General features: G+C 69.3%; 15 protein-coding genes. 8 read left to right on the forward strand and 7 right to left on the reverse strand.

What is annotated here, in order from left to right:
* Window positions 1-92: 92 nt before the first annotated feature.
* Both pip and prmC read right to left on the reverse strand, forming a co-directional pair.
* Window positions 93-1040 carry a prolyl aminopeptidase gene (gene pip / locus DX914_RS11395; RefSeq protein ID WP_115859257.1) on the reverse strand — a complete coding sequence of 316 codons (948 nt, stop codon included), beginning with the start codon at window positions 1038-1040 and terminating at the stop codon, window positions 93-95.
* 88 nt (window positions 1041-1128) lie between these two features.
* Window positions 1129-1959: a peptide chain release factor N(5)-glutamine methyltransferase gene (prmC, locus tag DX914_RS11400; RefSeq protein WP_115859258.1), complete on the reverse strand. Its 831-nt coding sequence runs from the start codon at window positions 1957-1959 to the stop codon at window positions 1129-1131.
* A gap of 587 nt (window positions 1960-2546) precedes the next feature.
* On the opposite strand from prmC, the gene DX914_RS11405 reads away from it, so the two are divergent.
* Window positions 2547-4154, forward strand: coding sequence for a PKD domain-containing protein (locus DX914_RS11405; RefSeq protein ID WP_231118249.1), 1608 nt, complete (start codon window positions 2547-2549; stop codon window positions 4152-4154).
* A 123-nt stretch (window positions 4155-4277) separates the two neighbouring features.
* Here the strand turns inward: DX914_RS11405 and ahpD are convergent, their stop codons facing one another.
* Window positions 4278-4805, reverse strand: a complete 528-nt coding sequence (gene ahpD / locus DX914_RS11410) for an alkylhydroperoxidase, AhpD family (RefSeq protein ID WP_115860128.1) — start codon at window positions 4803-4805, stop codon at window positions 4278-4280.
* Window positions 4806-5150: 345 nt separating this feature from the next.
* Window positions 5151-5690 carry a peroxiredoxin gene (locus DX914_RS11415; protein WP_115859260.1) on the reverse strand — a complete coding sequence of 180 codons (540 nt, stop codon included), beginning with the start codon at window positions 5688-5690 and terminating at the stop codon, window positions 5151-5153.
* Window positions 5691-5866: 176 nt separating this feature from the next.
* Here DX914_RS11415 and DX914_RS11420 point away from each other — a divergent pair, with 176 nt between their 5' ends.
* Window positions 5867-6811: a LysR substrate-binding domain-containing protein gene (locus DX914_RS11420; protein WP_115859261.1), complete on the forward strand. Its 945-nt coding sequence runs from the start codon at window positions 5867-5869 to the stop codon at window positions 6809-6811.
* A 149-nt stretch (window positions 6812-6960) separates the two neighbouring features.
* Here the strand turns inward: DX914_RS11420 and msrA are convergent, their stop codons facing one another.
* The 3 genes from msrA to DX914_RS11435 all read right to left on the reverse strand — a co-directional run bounded on the left by msrA (window position 6961) and on the right by DX914_RS11435 (window position 9245).
* The gene (gene msrA / locus DX914_RS11425; RefSeq protein WP_115860130.1) at window positions 6961-7620 is read right to left on the reverse strand and encodes a peptide-methionine (S)-S-oxide reductase MsrA; all 660 of its coding nucleotides are present in this window, start codon (window positions 7618-7620) and stop codon (window positions 6961-6963) included.
* A gap of 752 nt (window positions 7621-8372) precedes the next feature.
* Complete coding sequence (locus DX914_RS11430; protein WP_115859262.1) at window positions 8373-8891, reverse strand: adenine phosphoribosyltransferase; 519 nt, start codon at window positions 8889-8891, stop codon at window positions 8373-8375.
* Window positions 8892-8975: 84 nt separating this feature from the next.
* Window positions 8976-9245 carry a putative signal transducing protein gene (locus tag DX914_RS11435; protein ID WP_115859263.1) on the reverse strand — a complete coding sequence of 90 codons (270 nt, stop codon included), beginning with the start codon at window positions 9243-9245 and terminating at the stop codon, window positions 8976-8978.
* Window positions 9246-9412: 167 nt separating this feature from the next.
* Between DX914_RS11435 and DX914_RS11440 the strand changes: the two genes are divergently transcribed.
* The 6 genes from DX914_RS11440 to DX914_RS11465 all read left to right on the forward strand — a co-directional run bounded on the left by DX914_RS11440 (window position 9413) and on the right by DX914_RS11465 (window position 15626).
* Window positions 9413-11170 carry a glutamine--tRNA ligase/YqeY domain fusion protein gene (locus tag DX914_RS11440; RefSeq protein WP_115859264.1) on the forward strand — a complete coding sequence of 586 codons (1758 nt, stop codon included), beginning with the start codon at window positions 9413-9415 and terminating at the stop codon, window positions 11168-11170.
* A gap of 4 nt (window positions 11171-11174) precedes the next feature.
* A complete protein-coding gene (locus DX914_RS11445; protein ID WP_115859265.1) occupies window positions 11175-11642 on the forward strand; it encodes a hypothetical protein in 468 nt (155 codons plus the stop codon).
* Complete coding sequence (locus DX914_RS11450) at window positions 11639-12202, forward strand: deaminase (RefSeq protein ID WP_231118250.1); 564 nt, start codon at window positions 11639-11641, stop codon at window positions 12200-12202. Before DX914_RS11445 ends, DX914_RS11450 begins: the two co-directional genes overlap by 4 nt.
* Before the next feature lie 112 nt (window positions 12203-12314).
* Window positions 12315-13385, forward strand: a complete 1071-nt coding sequence (rlmM, locus tag DX914_RS11455; RefSeq protein WP_115859266.1) for a 23S rRNA (cytidine(2498)-2'-O)-methyltransferase RlmM — start codon at window positions 12315-12317, stop codon at window positions 13383-13385.
* Window positions 13386-13497: 112 nt separating this feature from the next.
* On the forward strand, window positions 13498-14295 hold the full coding sequence (locus tag DX914_RS11460; RefSeq protein ID WP_115859267.1) for an EF-hand domain-containing protein: 798 nt from the start codon (window positions 13498-13500) through the stop codon (window positions 14293-14295).
* A gap of 377 nt (window positions 14296-14672) precedes the next feature.
* Window positions 14673-15626, forward strand: a complete 954-nt coding sequence (locus DX914_RS11465) for a gliding motility protein GldB-related protein (protein WP_115859268.1) — start codon at window positions 14673-14675, stop codon at window positions 15624-15626.
* Window positions 15627-15701: the final 75 nt, after the last annotated feature.

A 15701-nucleotide genomic window follows, 5' to 3' on the forward strand; every position in this document is an offset into this window, starting at 1 on the left:
TGCACGCCGCCCCTTAACGCGCACGGCCGGCGGATCGCTCCGCAGGCCGTGCCGGTCGTCTCTCGATGTGCGGCCTGGGCGGCCGCCAGCGCTCAGCCCGCCGCGTAGCGGTCGGTCGCGCGCACCAGGGCGTCGACGTTCTCGGCCTCGAAGGCCGAATGGCCGGAGGCCGGGGTGATGCTCAGTTCGGCGCCGGGCCAGGCCTGCTTGAGATCCCAGGCGTTCTGCACCGGGCAGACCACGTCGTAGCGGCCGTGGACGATGGTGCCGGGGATGCCGGCCAGGCGGTGGGCGTCGCGCAGCAACTGGTCTTCGACTTCGAAGAAGCCGCCGTTGACGAAGTAGTGGTTTTCGATGCGGGCGAACGCCAGGGCGAAGCGCGCGTCCTCATGGCCGCTGACGAAGTCCTCGTCCACGTGCAGGAAGCTGGTCGCGCCCTCCCACACGCTCCAGGCGCGCGCGGCGGCCAGGCGCACGGCCTCGTCGTCGCTGGTCAGGCGGCGGTGATAGGCGCTGATCAGGTCGTGGCGTTCCACCGCCGGAATCGCATGGAGGTAGTGCTGCCAGGCATCGGGGAACAGGCGCGAGGCGCCTTCCTGGTAGAACCATTCCAGCTCCCAGCGCCGCAGCATGAAGATGCCGCGCAGCACCAGCTCGGTGACGCGCTGCGGATGGGTTTCGGCGTAGGCCAGCGCCAGGGTCGAGCCCCAGGAGCCGCCGAACACCTGCCAGCGCGCGATGCCCAGGCGCTCGCGCAGGCGCTCGATGTCGGCCACCAGCTCCCAGGTGCCGTTATCGGTGAGGTCGGCGTGCGGCGTGGAGCGGCCGCTGCCGCGCTGGTCGAACAGCACGATGCGGTACTGGGCCGGGTCGTGGAAGCGGCGCATCTTCGGGCTGCAGCCGGCGCCGGGGCCGCCGTGCAGCAGCACCACCGGCTTGCCGTCGGGGTTGCCGCACTGCTCGTAGTAGAGCGTGTGGCGGTCGTCCACCTGCAGGGTGCCGGTGTCGTAGGGTTCGATCTCGGGATAGAGCGTGCGCATCGCGGAATCTCGTGGCCCAGCGTGGCCCAGCGGGGAATGGGACGCCTAGTCTAAAAGGCGACGCGCGCGAGCGAAATCGCGGACCGCGCTATCCGGCCGGCGCGCGGCCCAGGGTCACGCGGTCGCGGCCTTCCAGGTCGCGCTCGGTCGCCACTTCCACCAGGCCGGCGTCGCGGAGCAGGCCGCGCACGGCGTCGCCCTGATTCCAGCCGTGTTCGATCAGCAGCCAGCCGCCGCGTTGCAGGTGAGCCGACGCTCCGGCAGCCAACACCCGGATCGCGTCCAGGCCGTCGGCACCCGACGCCAGCGCGCCGCGCGGCTCGTGTCGCAGGTCGCCCTGTTCCAGGTGCGCATCGTCTTCGGCGATATACGGCGGGTTGCTGGCGATGAGTTCGTAACGCTCGCCTTGCAGCGGCGCGTACCAATCGCCTTCGCGGAAGGCCACGTTGGCCAGCGCCAGCGCGCGCGCGTTGTCCTGCGCCACCGCCAGGGCGGCGGCGCTGACGTCGGTGGCCAGCACCTGCGCGGCCGGGCGTTCGCGCGCCAGCGCCAGCGCGATGGCGCCGCTGCCGGTGCCCAGGTCGGCAATGCGCGCGGCGCGCCCCGCGGGCACGCGCGCCAAGGCCAGTTCCACCAGCAATTCGGTTTCGGCGCGCGGAATCAGGGTCGCGGGCGTGACCCGCAGGTCGAAACTCCAGAAACCGCGCTGGCCGAGCAGATAGGCGACGGGTTCTCCGTCGGCGCGGCGCGCGACCAGGGCGCGGTAACGCTGCGCCAGTTCGTCGGCCACGGCCGCATCGGAGTACGCGAACAGCCACGAGCGCGGCTGGCCCAGCACGTAGGCCAGCATCAGCTCGGCCTCGGCGCCGTCGGCCAGTCGGCCTCGGGCCTCGCGCAGCAGCAGGTCGATGCGGTTCATGGTCGGTGTCCTTTCCGCGCGGTTCCGCCAGCGCGCTCCGCGCCCGGCGAATCAGCCGCACATGCTACGCGAGCGCGGGCTGTCCGCGCACGCCGCCACGCTCGAATGCATTCGTTGCGGCCGATCGAACCGCCGTTCGGCTAGACATGGGACGCCCGACGCGGCCCCGCCACGGCGGTGAGCAGCATCCCGCCGCGTCGGCCGAGATGCCCCGCACCACCCTGCACAGTTAGTGCAGCACATATACACAACTATGACGCACCGACCCATCGACGCATGCGAAGCGGCCCGCGGCGCGTTCCGCGCAGCGTCGTGCTGCGCCGCAGCGGCCGCGACGCTACAAGTCTCAATCGCCCGCAACCCTGGCTCTCCACGACGGCGCGCATAGCGCATTGATCGCATGGGAAAAACTGCTGGCCGGGTCCGATCGCACGTTTTGACCGAATATAAATCGATCTAAATTCGTTGACAGCACAAAATCCCCGCCCGCAGTGTCGGCGCCGTTGCCACGACGGCAACAGATGGACGCGATCAAGCACGCCCCATCCCTCCGCCTCGCAGATGCGTACCTCCAGGAGAACCGCACCATGTTCGAGCCGACTCCCAACCGCACCGCCCCTGGTCGCCGCCGGCGATATCTCAGCGCCGTGGCGCTGTCGTTGGCCACCCTCGCCGCACCCGCATTCGGCGCCGAATCCGCTATTTTCGGCGGCGGCCCGTTCTATTCCGGCGGCCAGGCCGTCATCAACGACCTTAAAGCGTCCGGCTTCACCACGGTATTCCTGTGGAGCATCCATATCGAGGACAACGGCGACCTGGTCTACAACGACATTCCCATCGTCAGGAACGGCGCATACGTAGGCGGCGACGGCAACTGGCCAGCGCGCCTGGCCTCGTTGAAGACCGCGCCGACTTCCGTCAAGCGCGTGGAAGTGTCGATCGGTGCCTGGGGCGTGCCCGACTTCGAGCGCATGGCCAGGCTGGCGAACGGCACGGCCGCCGGCTGCGGCACCAGCATCGTCTGCGGCACCGGCAGCAACAGCATCCTTTACCGCAATTTCCAAGCGCTCAAGACCATTACCGGCGCCGACGCGGTCAACTTCGACGACGAGAGCTACTACAACGTCGCCGACACCACGACATTCGGCCAAATGCTGGTCGGACAGGGCTACAAGATCACTTTCGCTCCCTATACCAACCAAAGTTTCTGGAGGGCGGTGAAGGACAATCTCGGCGCCTCGGTCGACCGCATCTACCTGCAGGTCTACGACGGCGGCGCCAGCAACAATCCGGCGAACTGGAACACGGCGATGGGCATGACCGTCATGCCGGGCCTGTGGACCCGGCACGGTACCGGCTGCAGCGCCGGCGACAGCCCTGCGTCCGTGCAAAGTCGCATGGCCGGCTGGAAGACCAGCGCCGGCATCACTGGCGGCTTCCTGTGGCTGTACGACGACATCCAGCTATGTTCGTCGCTGGGCACCGCGGCGCAATACGCAGCGGCGGTCAACAACGCGCTCGGCGGCAACGCGGCCCCTACCGCCAACTTCGGCGCCACGGTCAACGGCATGACGGCGACCTTCAGCGATTCGTCCAGCGACACCGACGGCAGCATCGCCTCGCGCAGCTGGAACTTCGGCGACGGCACCACGTCGACCGCGACCAATCCCACGCGCACCTACGCCGCCGCCGGCAGCTACAACGTCAGCCTGACCGTCACCGACAACGGCGGCGCGACCGGCACCAAGACCGCGACCGTATCGGTGGGCTCGGGCAGCGCCAATCTCGCGCTTAACAAGCCCACCACCAGCTCGGCGACCTGCAACGCCAGCGAAACCGGCGCCAAGGCGGTCAACGGCAGCGTGTCCGGCGGCACCACCGACAAGTTCTGTTCGCTGTCCTCGCCAGCATGGCTGCAAGTCGACCTGGGTTCGGCGCAGACGGTGAGCAGCTTCACGGTTAGGCACGCGGGTGCCGGCGGCGAATCGGCGAGCTGGAACAGCAAATCCTTCACCATCCAGACCTCGACCAACGGCAGCAACTGGAGCACGCCGGTGTCGGTGACCGCGAACAACGGCAATACCTCGACCCACGCGATCACCGCGACATCGGCACGCTACATCAGGCTCAACGTGACCACGCCGACTCAGAACGGCGACCCGGCCACGCGCGTCTACGAGTTCGAAGTGCGCTGAGTTTGCTGCTTGCGCGCTGTCGGGGCGCCCCCGGCAGCGCGGTGTCGGCAACAACGACGATCGCCGGCGTCAAAGCCGGCGATCTGTTGCAATTCGGAGTTGCCGTACCGCCTCAGGCGCCGCTCACGCCTGTTCCAGCGTCACCGCCACGGCGTGCAGCACCGCGGCGATCTTCAGCGCGCTCTGCACCGCCGCCGCGCTGACCTCGTGCTTGCGCAGCACGCGCTCGTGCGAGTCCATGCAGGCGCCGCAGCCGTTGATCGCCGACACCGCCAGCGAGGCCAGTTCGAAGGTCATCTTGTCCACGCCCGGATTGGCCATGACGTTCATGCGCAGGCCGGCGCGCATCTGGCCGTATTCCTGGTTCTGGATCAGGTGGGTGGCGCGGTAGTAGATGTTGTTCATCGCCATGATCGCGGCGGCGGCCTTGGCGCCGGCGATCTGCTCGGCCGACAGTTGCTCGGCGGCGAAGGCTTCCACCGCGGCGGTCAGCGGCGGGTGGCGCGAGGCGATCGCGCAGGCCAGGGCGATGGCGCGGATCTGCTTGCCGTCCAGGCCCTGCGCGCCGGATTCGCCGAGCACGCTGTCTAGGTTGAGCTTGAGGTCCTTGGCATAGTCGGGCAGCGCGTTGCGAAGATCGGTGAGGCTCATCGGAAACTCCTGGATGCTCATGCGAATGCCGGCGGGCTCACGTCGCGGGCTGGCATGCGGCGCGCTGCGCCTGCGGCTGGCGGACGACGGGCCTGGCGGCCGAAAGGAACGGCGCGGGTGGCCGCAAATAAAAACAGCCGGGGCATGGGCCCCGGCTGTGGGCATCCCGCACGGGAGGGAGGGGGTTGGGCCGGAGGGTGGGCCGGCCCGCGTGCGGGGGTGTTGCCTAAAGGTCTGCGCCGCCGGCCGAAACCGGCGACGCAGGTGAAACCGGTGAGTGGCGTAAGGCTGGCGCCGGGCCGCGATCCACGGAAATCGCGGCCGGCGCGCAAAGCGACTGACGAATCAGGCGACCTTCAGCGTGTTCTCGCCCTGGTTCCAGTTGCACGGGCACAGTTCGTCGGTCTGCAGCGCGTCGAGCACGCGCAGGACTTCCTGCGGGTTGCGGCCGACCGAACCGTCGGTGACGTAGACGAAGCGGATGATGCCTTCCGGGTCGACCAGGAAGGTCGCGCGCTGGGCCACGCCGTCGTCGGTCAGGATGCCCAGGGCCGAGGTCAGGTCCTTCTTGATGTCCGCCAGCATGGGGAACGGCAGGTCGCGCAGGTCCTTGTGGTCCTTGCGCCAGGCCAGGTGCACGAACTCGCTGTCGGTGGAGGCGGCCAGCACCTGGCAGTCGCGGTCCAGGAACTGCTGGTTCAGGTCGCCGAAGCCCTTGATCTCGGTCGGGCAGACGAAGGTGAAATCCTTCGGATAGAAGAACACCAGCAGCCACTTGCCCTTGTAGGTGTCGTTGTCGATGTCGGCGAAGGCGCTGTCGAGGCTCTCGATGCCGACGGTGGCCTTGACCTTGAATTTCGGGAACTTTTCGCCGATGGAAAGCATGCTTTCGACTCCTAACTGATGGATGGGAAAGGGAAAATAAGAGGATGGGCGAGCGCTGGGGTCACCCTATGGCGCTTATGTTGCAGGACAGCAATTGATTACTGAAATGAATTGTTCCTATGATGGCAATAGCCTACCTCAATGAATCATTCTTCTGAACCCCTGCCCGGCGCCGCATGAACCTACGTGACCTCAAATATCTGGTCGCTTTGGCCGATCACAAGCACTTCGGCCGCGCCGCGGCCGCCAGTTTCGTCAGCCAGCCCACCCTGTCGACCCAGATCAAGAAGCTGGAAGACGAACTGGGCGTGTCGCTGGTGGAGCGCGCGCCGCGCCGGGTGATGCTCACGCCGGTGGGCCGCGACATCGCCGAGCGCGCGCGCAAGGTCATCGCCGATGTCGAGCAGATGAGCGAGATCGCGCGCCGCAGCCAGGATCCGGAAGCCGGCACGGTGCGGCTGGGCCTGTTCCCCACCTTGGGCCCCTACCTGTTGCCGCACGTGGTGCCGGGCCTGCGCAAGCGCTTCCCGCGTTTGGAGCTGCTGCTGGTGGAGGAGAAGACCGACCAGATCCTGGCGCGCCTGCGCGACGGCCGCCTGGACGCCGGCCTGCTCGCGCTGCCGGTGCACGACGACCAGCTGCACGTGGAGCCGCTGTTCGACGAGCCCTTCCTGCTCGCGGTGCCGCAGCAGCACCCGATGGCGATGCGCGATTCGCTGGAACTGCACGACCTGGACGATCAGCACCTGCTGTTGCTGGAAGAAGGCCACTGCCTGCGCGACCAGGCCCTGGACGTGTGCCGCCTGGCCGGCGCCGACGAGCGCGACGGTTTCCGCGCCACCAGCCTGGAAACGCTGCGGCAGATGGTCGCCGCGGGCGTCGGCATCACCCTGCTGCCGGTGCTGTCGGTGCAGCCGCCGGTGCCGGCCTCGCCGGACATTCAGCTGCTGCGCTTCCAAGGCAATGCGCCGCACCGCCGCATCGGCATGCTGTGGCGGCGCAGCTCGGCCATGTCGGGGTTTTTGAGCGAACTGGCCGCCGAATTGCGCAAGCTGCCGCAGGCGCTGCTGCAGCCGCCCGCGCCGCCAAAACCTGCGCGCCGCAACGCAGCGCGCGGCTGAGCGCGCGACGTAGCCAGGAATCGGTACGTACGCGGGCGCGAACGGTGCGCTGGGCACGGTCGCCACCACACCGTCATTCCGGCGGAAGCCGGAACCCATTTTGACGAACCCGGCCAAAGCGCCCGGACGCTTTGGCTACCGCAGCCCGCTCAAGTCGCCACGCCGATCGGGCAGCTCACCCCGGTGCCGCCCAGGCCGCAATACCCCATCGGGTTCTTGGCCAGGTACTGCTGGTGGTCGTCCTCGGCGTAGTAGAAGATCGGCGCCGGGTGCACGATCTCGGTGGTGATCTCGCCGTAACCGGCTTCGCGCAGGCGCGCCTGGAACGCGTCGCGGCTGGCGAGCGCGGCGCGGTACTGATCCTCATCGCTGCAATAGATCGCCGAGCGGTACTGGGTGCCGGTGTCGTTGCCCTGGCGCATGCCCTGGGTGGGATCGTGGCTTTCCCAGAACACCTTGAGCAGATCGTCGAACGCGAGCTGGGCCGGGTCGTAGACCACCAGCACCGCTTCGGTGTGGCCGGTCTGGCCGCTGCAGACTTCGCGATAGGTGGGGTTGGGCGTGTAGCCGCCGGAGTAGCCCACCGCGGTGGTGAACACCCCCGGCAACGACCAGAACTTGCGTTCCGCGCCCCAGAAGCACCCCATGCCGAACTGGACCTGGGCCAGGCCCGCGAACGCCTCCGGCCGGCCGCGCAGCGGCCGTCCGTGCACGTAGTGCGCATCGTGCAGGGACATGGCCTGCGCGCGCCCGGGCAGCGCGTCTTGCGGCTGCGGCAAACGCTGTTTGTAGGCGCCGATACCCAACATCTGCGACTCCTGCTCCGCCACGGGGATTCCGTGGGAATCAGATGCGGGTGATGGGGCGGGTTTCAAGGTGGATTGGGGTGTTTGGAGGGGAGGCCGCCAGCTTGCGTGCCCCCACCCCAACCCGCACCCCGGCCCGCCCGCAAAGCGGTCGGGCGTTCGGTGCAGCGCGAGCCAGTGGCCCGCAAACGCTGCCCCTCACCCCGCAAGCGGGAGAGGGGCTAAAAGCGGCGACGTCGGATCTGTCCTCTCTCCCGTTTACGGGAGAGGGCTAGGGTGAGGGGGTGAGCGCAACGCGCGAATGCTCTTGATTCTCGCTCGGGCCCTGAACTCGCCATTCCAATAGAAGACCCGGAGGGCGGCGCACAGGAGGTGCGCCGTTTTTCGCTGGCACAGGATGTGCCATCGAAAAATCCCCGCGCCAACTCCGCTCTCGCACGGGAGCTCTGGTGTAGCGTTTTTCTTTGGTTACTTTCTTTTGACGCTTATCAAAAGAAAGTGACCCGGCCGCTTGCGGTCGGAAGCTGTTGTTGTTGCTTCAACCAGCACACCCACACACCTTCGCGAGTTCGGAGCGGATCGCGGCTCACGCCGCTCCTACCCCAAGGCGTCAGAGCAGACCCCACGCCGACCGGGGGCTTGGTCGTAGGTGGGGATTCGCGGTCGCAGCTTGCGCAGCTCCTACAGGGGTGGGCGCGGCGTTCGTCGTAGCTGTGGGACGCCGTCGCGGCTTACGCAGCTCCTACCCCAGCGGGTCAGTAGCGCAGCAACGAACGCAGCGGCGCCTCACCCTGCCAGCGAGCGCGGCCGCCCAGGCCCTCCAACTCGATCAGCACCGAGGCGCCCACCAGCTCCGCGCCCAGCTGCGCCACCAGCGACCGCGCCGCTTCCAGCGTGCCGCCCGTGGCCAGCACGTCGTCCACGATCAGCGTGCGCTCGCCCGGCCGCAACGCGTCGCTGCGCGCCTGCAGGCGGTCGCTGCCGTATTCCAACTCGTAGTCCACCGACACCAGCGGCGGCGGCAGCTTGCCCGGCTTGCGCAGCGGCACGAAGCCGGCGTGCAGCTTCTGCGCCAGCGCCGCGCCGAAGATGAAGCCGCGCGACTCGATCCCGCACACCGCCTGCACCGCGCTGCCCTGCCAGGGCTCGGCCAGCGCATCGATGCAGCGGGCGAAGCCGCCGGCGTCGGCCAGCAGCGGGGTCACGTCGCGGAAGGTCACGCCGGGCTTGGGGAAGTCGGCGACGGCGCGGATCAGGGGTTCGAAAGCGCTCATGCGGGTCCTGCGGAAAGGGAAACGGCAGACCGGCGCCGCAGGCGGCGCGGCCGTGTGTGAAACAGGGAAACGCCGGCCGCCGGCTCAGGCCGGCAGCCAGCCCACCGCGTCGGGGTCGTCGTCCTCGAGCGCGTCGGCGCGCGGCTCGCCCAGCGACAGCTGTTCGACGGTGGCGCGCGCCTGCGGCCAGGCCGCCTCGGGCACGCAGACCTGGACCATGCCGAACACCGGCAGCTCGCCGATGCCGCCCAGCAGGGCCTCGCCCTTGAGGAACACCGGGATCTGCGCCGCTTCCAGCGCGTGCCGCACCAGGTGGGCGTCGATCAGGTTGGCGGCTTCGTAAACGACCTTCATCGTCGCGATCCTTCGGCCCGGCGGGCCCTGGGAGTCCGCGGCCAGCATACGCCAGCGGCCGCGCGGGCGGCGTCGCGCCGGCCGTTTCGCCCGAATGCGCACGCGCGCCGGGCAGGGACTTGCGCCAGCGGCTAAACTTGGCGTTCTCCCCAGCCCGTAGCCGCCGCATGTCCGTCGAGTCCGCCCCCGCCACCGATCCCGCCACCGACGCCTTGCCGGCGAAGAACGACTTCATCCGGCAAATCGTCCGCGACGACGTGGCCAGCGGCAAGCACGCGGCCATCCGCACGCGCTTCCCGCCCGAGCCCAACGGCTACCTGCACATCGGCCATGCCAAGGCGATCTGCCTGGACTTCGGCGTGGCGCGCGAGTTCGGCGGCCGCTGCAACCTGCGTTTCGACGACACCAACCCGGCCAAGGAAGACCCCGAGTACGTCGAGGCGATCCAGGAGGACGTGCGCTGGCTGGGCTTCGACTGGGCCGAGCTGCGCCACGCCTCGGACTATTTCGACGTGTTCTACCTGGCCGCGCAGAAGCTGATCCGCCAGGGCGACGCCTTCGTCTGCGACCTCAGCGCCGAGGAAGTGCGCGCCTACCGCGGCAGCCTCAACGAGCCGGGCCGCAACTCGCCCTACCGCGACCGCAGCGTCGAGGAAAACCTGGACTTGTTCGCGCGCATGCGCGCGGGCGAGTTCGCCGACGGCGCGCGCACCCTGCGCGCCAGGATCGACATGGCCTCGGGCAACATCAACCTGCGCGATCCGGCGCTGTACCGGATCAAGAAGGTGCCGCACCAGAACACCGGCGACGCCTGGCCGATCTACCCCATGTACGACTTCGCCCATTCGCTCAGCGATTCCTGCGAAGGCATCACCCATTCGCTGTGCACGCTGGAGTTCGAGGACCACCGCCCGCTGTACGACTGGTGCGTGGCCAAGGTGGACCTGCCGAACTCGCCCGAGCTGCTGGCGCCGCTGCTGGCCAAGGGCTACCCGAACGAGGCCGCGATCCCGCGCCAGATCGAGTTCTCGCGCGCCAACCTCAACTACACCGTGATGAGCAAGCGCAAGCTCATGCTGCTGGTGCAGGAGAACCTGGTCGACGGCTGGGACGACCCGCGCATGCCGACCCTGCAGGGCATCCGCCGCCGCGGCTACACCCCGGCCGCGATCCGGCTATGGGCCGAGCGCCTGGGCGTGAGCAAGCAGAATTCGGTGATCGACTATTCGGTGCTGGAAGGCGCCCTGCGCGAGGACCTGGACGCGGCCGCGGCGCGGCGCATGGCGGTGATCGACCCGCTCAAGCTGGTCATCACCAACCTGGCCGACGCGCACGAGGAGTCGCTGAGCTTCTCCAACCACCCCAAGGACGAGAGCTTCGGCTCGCGCAGCGTGCCGTTCTCCAACCAGTTGTGGATCGAGCGCGAGGACTTCGAGGAAGTGCCGCCCAAGGGCTACAAGCGCCTGATCCCGGGCGGCGAAGTGCGCCTGCGCGGCGCCGGCATCCTGCGCTGCGACGAAGTGATCAAGAACGGCTCGGGCAAGATCGTGGAACTGCGCGGCACTTTGGACCCCGAATCGCGCCCCGGCATGGCCGGCGCCGACCGCAAGATCAAGGGCACCATCCACTGGGTCAGCGCGCGCCACGCGGTGGAGGCGGAAATCCGCCTGTACGACCGCCTGTTCGACGTGGCCCTGCCCGACGACGACAGCGACGGCAAGACCTACAAGGACCATCTCAACGCCGACTCGCGCCGCACCGTGACCGGCTATGTCGAGCCCTCGGCCGCGCTGGCCGCGCCGGAGACCTCGTTCCAGTTCGAGCGCGTGGGCTACTTCGTCGCCGACCGTTACGACCACCGCAGCGATCGCCCGGTGTTCAACCGCAGCGTGACCCTGCGCGACATCTGGGCAACCAAGGCCTGATCCCATGAATCTGCGACCCGCCCTGCGCCGCACCGCCCTGTTGCTGGCCCCGTTGCTGCTGAGCCTGCTGGCGGCGTGCTCGCCGGCCACCACCGAGCCGGCGGCCAACGCGCCCGCCGCGTCCGAGCCGGCAGCCGCCACCGCCGCGCAACCCGCGGCGCCGGCCGAGCCTGCGCCCGCGGCCGCCTTCCCGGTGCCCGGCCAGGCCTCGCCTACGCTGGAGCCGGTGGCCATCGACATGGACCTGAGCTGCAAGAGCGACGACGACTGCGTGGTCAAGAACGTCGGCAACTGCTGCGGCCAGTTCAACGCCTGCGTCAACCGCGGCAGCCCCGCCGACCCGTCGGCGGTGATGGCGCAGTGCGCGAAGGAAGGCAAGATGTCGATGTGCGGCTCGCCGGTGATCGCCGGCTGCGCCTGCGTGCAGGGCCAGTGCCGCGGCATCGCCAGCCAGCAAGAGGCGGCGATGTGAGCGCGCCGCTGACCGACCGCATCGAACTGCGGCTGCCCGACTGGATCGCCGAAGCGGTGGACCTGCAGCGCGTCTACGCCAGCGACGAGGACAAGGTGGCGCTGGCGGTGGAGCTGTCGCGGCGCAATATCGACGCCGGCAGCGGCGGGCCCTTCGGCGCGGCGATCTTCGACGCCGACGGCCACGTGGTCGGCGTCGGCGTGAACCGGGTGGTGCCGCAGACCTGTTCGGTCGCGCACGCCGAAATGATGGCCTTCATGGCCGCGCAGGCCGCCACCGGCCGCTACCGCCTCAACGAGACCGGCGCCATGACCTTGGCGACCTCCTCGCAGCCGTGCTGCATGTGTTACGGCGCCAGCTTCTGGGCCGGCATCGACACTCTGCTGATCGGTGCGCGCTCGCAGGACGTGATGGAGCTGACCGAGTTCGACGAAGGACCGCTGCCGGCGGACTGGGTCGGCGAACTCGAACGCCGCGGCATCGCCGTGCGCCGCGACCTGCACCGCGACGCCGCGCGCGAGGTGCTGCGGCGCTATGGCGAGAGCGGCGAGGCCTATTGAGCAGAAGATGGCGGTTAGAAGTTAGGAAATAGAGGGGCTTCCCCGTGTCTCCTACCCGCCGCGCGCTCCTGCTTCTCTATTTCCTAACTCCTAGCCGCTAACTCCTAGCCCCATGACCTCATCCGCCCTGTTCTGCTGGTGCCGCGCCGGCTTCGAGCCCGAGCTGGCCGCCGAGCTGGGCGAGCGCGCGGCCGTGGCCGGACACCCCGGCTATGCGCGCACCGAGCGCGGCAGCGGCTATGTCGAGTTCCTGTGCGAAGACGCGGCCGCGCTCAACCGCGCGCTGCCGTATTCGCGCCTGATCTTCGCGCGGCAGAAGCTGCTGCGCATCGCCGACCTGCGCGGGCTGGACCCGCGCGACCGCATCACCCCGATTTTGGCCGCGCTGGATGCCAGCGCCGACGCTGGCGACATCCCGGCGCTGTACGGCGAGCTGTGGGTGGAACATCCCGACTCCGACGCGGGCAAGCCGCTGGCCGGCCTGGCGCGCAGTTTCGCCAACGCGCTGCGCCCCACGCTGCGCAAGGCCGGTCGCCTCACCCACCAGGAAGACCCAGGCCGGCCACGCCTGCACGTGATCTTCCTCGAAGGCGACCACGCCCTGGTCGCTGTGGCCGATACCCGCGACGCCTCGCCCTGGCCCTTGGGCATTGCGCGCCTGCGCATGCACCCGGATGCGCCCAGCCGTTCGGCGCTGAAACTGGAAGAAGCGCTGCTGACCCTGCTGGACGACGAGGAGCGCGAGCGCCTGGTGCGCGACAACATGCAGGCCGCCGACCTGGGCGCCGCGCCCGGCGGTTGGACCTGGGTGCTGATGCGCAACGGCATGAAGGTGACCTCGGTCGACAACGGTCCGCTGCGCCAGGCCTTGCTGGACAGCGGCCGCGTCGATCACCTGCGCGCCGACGGTTTCCAGTGGCAGCCCCGGCGCACCCTGGACTGGATGGTCTGCGACATGGTCGAACAGCCCAGCCGCGTGGCCGAACGCATGGCCACCTGGCTGCGCGAGGGCTGGTGCAGGCAGACCATCTTCAACCTCAAGCTGCCGATGAAGAAGCGCTGGGAGGAAACCCGCGTGTGCCTGGAGCTGTTCGAGCACCAGACCCATCGCCCGCTGATCGTGCGCGCACGGCAGCTGTATCACGATCGCGAAGAAATCACCGTCTACGCCCGCCCGCGCTGAACGCCGGCTGGCGCACACTGGGCGTTCAGCCGCCGTTGCCGCCCGTATACGCGCGATTGACCGGTGCCGGTTTAGGGTCGCCTCGCCCCTAACCCCCGACGAGGGTGATCGCATGAAACGCTATGCCCAGACCTACGCGCCGCCCCGCGGCGCCGTCGCGGCGCGCGCCGCGCTGCTGACCCTGGCGCTCGCCGCCGCTTGCGGATTGAGCGCCCAGGCCCATGCCCAGGCCCAATCCAAGGTCGGCGCGCAAGTCGGCGCCAACGCCGAAGCGCGCACCGCCGTGAACGATGCGCGCGGCGCCCGCGAAGATGCGCGCGCCGCGCAGGACGCGGCGCAGGCGGCCGCGGCCGCACGCGACGGCGGCGCGGCCAGCGAACACGGCGCGGCGACCGCGGCGGCCACCGCCTACCAAGCGCGGCAGTCGTCGATCGACGCGCAAGCCGCCGCGCATCGCGCGGTGAGCGCCGCGCAGGAGGCGCAGGCGGCGCAGACCGCCGCGCAGACCGGCGCCAATCCGGTCGCCGCCGCCGCGGAGGCCGGCCAGGCCGCCGCCGCCGCGCGCGATGCCAGCGCTGCGGCCGCCGACGCCAGCCTGCGCGCGCAAGCCGCGGCCGAAGCGACCAGCCAAGCCACGGTCGCGCCGCCTCCGCCGCCTCCCGCTCCGGCGCCGGCGGCGCCGGTGAGCGTGGTGCCCGTGCAACCGCAGGTGACCTTCACTTCGGGTCCGTCGAATTCGGTGGTCGGCGATTACCGCATCGACTTCGCCGCGATGGACGCCAACCGCGACGGCAGCATCAGCCGCAGCGAGGCGCGCGGCAACGCGACGCTGACGGCGGAGTTCCGCGCGGTGGACGCGAACAACGATGGGCGGCTCAGCAGGCAGGAGTTGGCGGGGTGGACGCGCTGAGGGCGTTGGTTTGGAAACGTTTGTAGCGTAGTTGTCGGCGCGAGTTCGATTCTTCGCGCGCCCTCACCCCAACCCCTCTCCCGCAAGCGGGAGAGGGGCTAAGAGCAAACATCATCACCACTCACTGCAACCCGCACCCCGGCCCGACCGCCTAGCGGTCGGGCGTTCGGTGCAGCGCGAGCCAGTGGCTCGCAAGCGCTGCCCCTCACCCCGCAAGCGGGGGCTAACGCAGCGGCGACGCCGGATAGATTCCCTCTCCCGCTTGCGGGAGAGGGCTAGGGTGAGGGGATGAGCGCAACGCGCGAATGCTGTTGCTGTTGCTCAAAACACCCAACACCGCACTGCTAGACTGCGCTCGCCCCTTTCGAGAGCGCAGCATGCCGGCCCACCTTTCCGCCGCCGAACGCCCTCGCGCGCAGCCCTTGCGCGCCCGGCTCGGCGTAGCCGCCCTGACCCTGGCCTTGACCCTGACCGCCGCGCAGGCCGCGCCGCCGAACGAGCCGGTCATCGAGACCGACGACGTGCAGCGCTTCTACGCGCTCTACGACGCCAACGGCGGCAAACCCAGCGCCGATCAGCTGCAGCACTACCTCGACACCGGCTCGCCCGGCCTGCGCCTGTTCGCCGAAAAGCGCCGCACCACCGGTACGCGCATCGCCGAGGCCATCGCCACTCAGCCGCAGGTCTACACCGACGCCCGCGCCTGCGCGCAGGCCCTCCCGCGCGTGCGTGCGCGGCTGCGCGCGGCGATGGACAAGCTCGGTGAGCTCTATCCGCAAGCCCAGTTCCCGCCGGTCACCATCGCCGTCGGCCGGGCCAAGCCGGTGGGTATCGGCAGCCCCGACAGCGGCGTGCAGATCGGCCTGGAGGCGCTGTGCGCCGCGCGCGTGCTCAACCCGGATATCGAAGACCGCTTCGTCTACGTGATCGCGCACGAGTTCGTGCACGTGCAACAGCCCGCATCCATGACCGACGCCGAAGGCCTGACGGTGCTGGAGACGTCGCTGGTGGAAGGCTCGGCCGAGTTCGTCACCGAACTCATCGCCGGCGAAGTCGCCTACGCCTACCTGGCCGGCGCGGTGGCCGGGCGCGAGCGAGAGATCGAAACCGCCTTTGCCGCCGACATGGACAAGACCGATCTGTCGGCCTGGCTGTACAACACCACGCCGGACAAGCCCGGCGACCTGGGTTACTGGGTCGGCTACCGTATCGCCAAGGCGTACTACCGAAACGCGCCGGACAAGCAGGCGGCGTTGAAGCGGATACTGACCATGACCGACGCCAAGGCCTTCCTGGCTGAAAGCGGCTGGACCCCGGGCATGAAGCTGTAAGGCCGAAACGCCAGGCGCGGCGCACGCGTCGCGCGGCCTTTGCCTTACATTGCAGGTCCCGCCCGCACACCGACC

Origin of the sequence: Lysobacter silvisoli (assembly GCF_003382365.1) — a bacterium.
GTDB lineage: Bacteria > Pseudomonadota > Gammaproteobacteria > Xanthomonadales > Xanthomonadaceae > Lysobacter > Lysobacter silvisoli.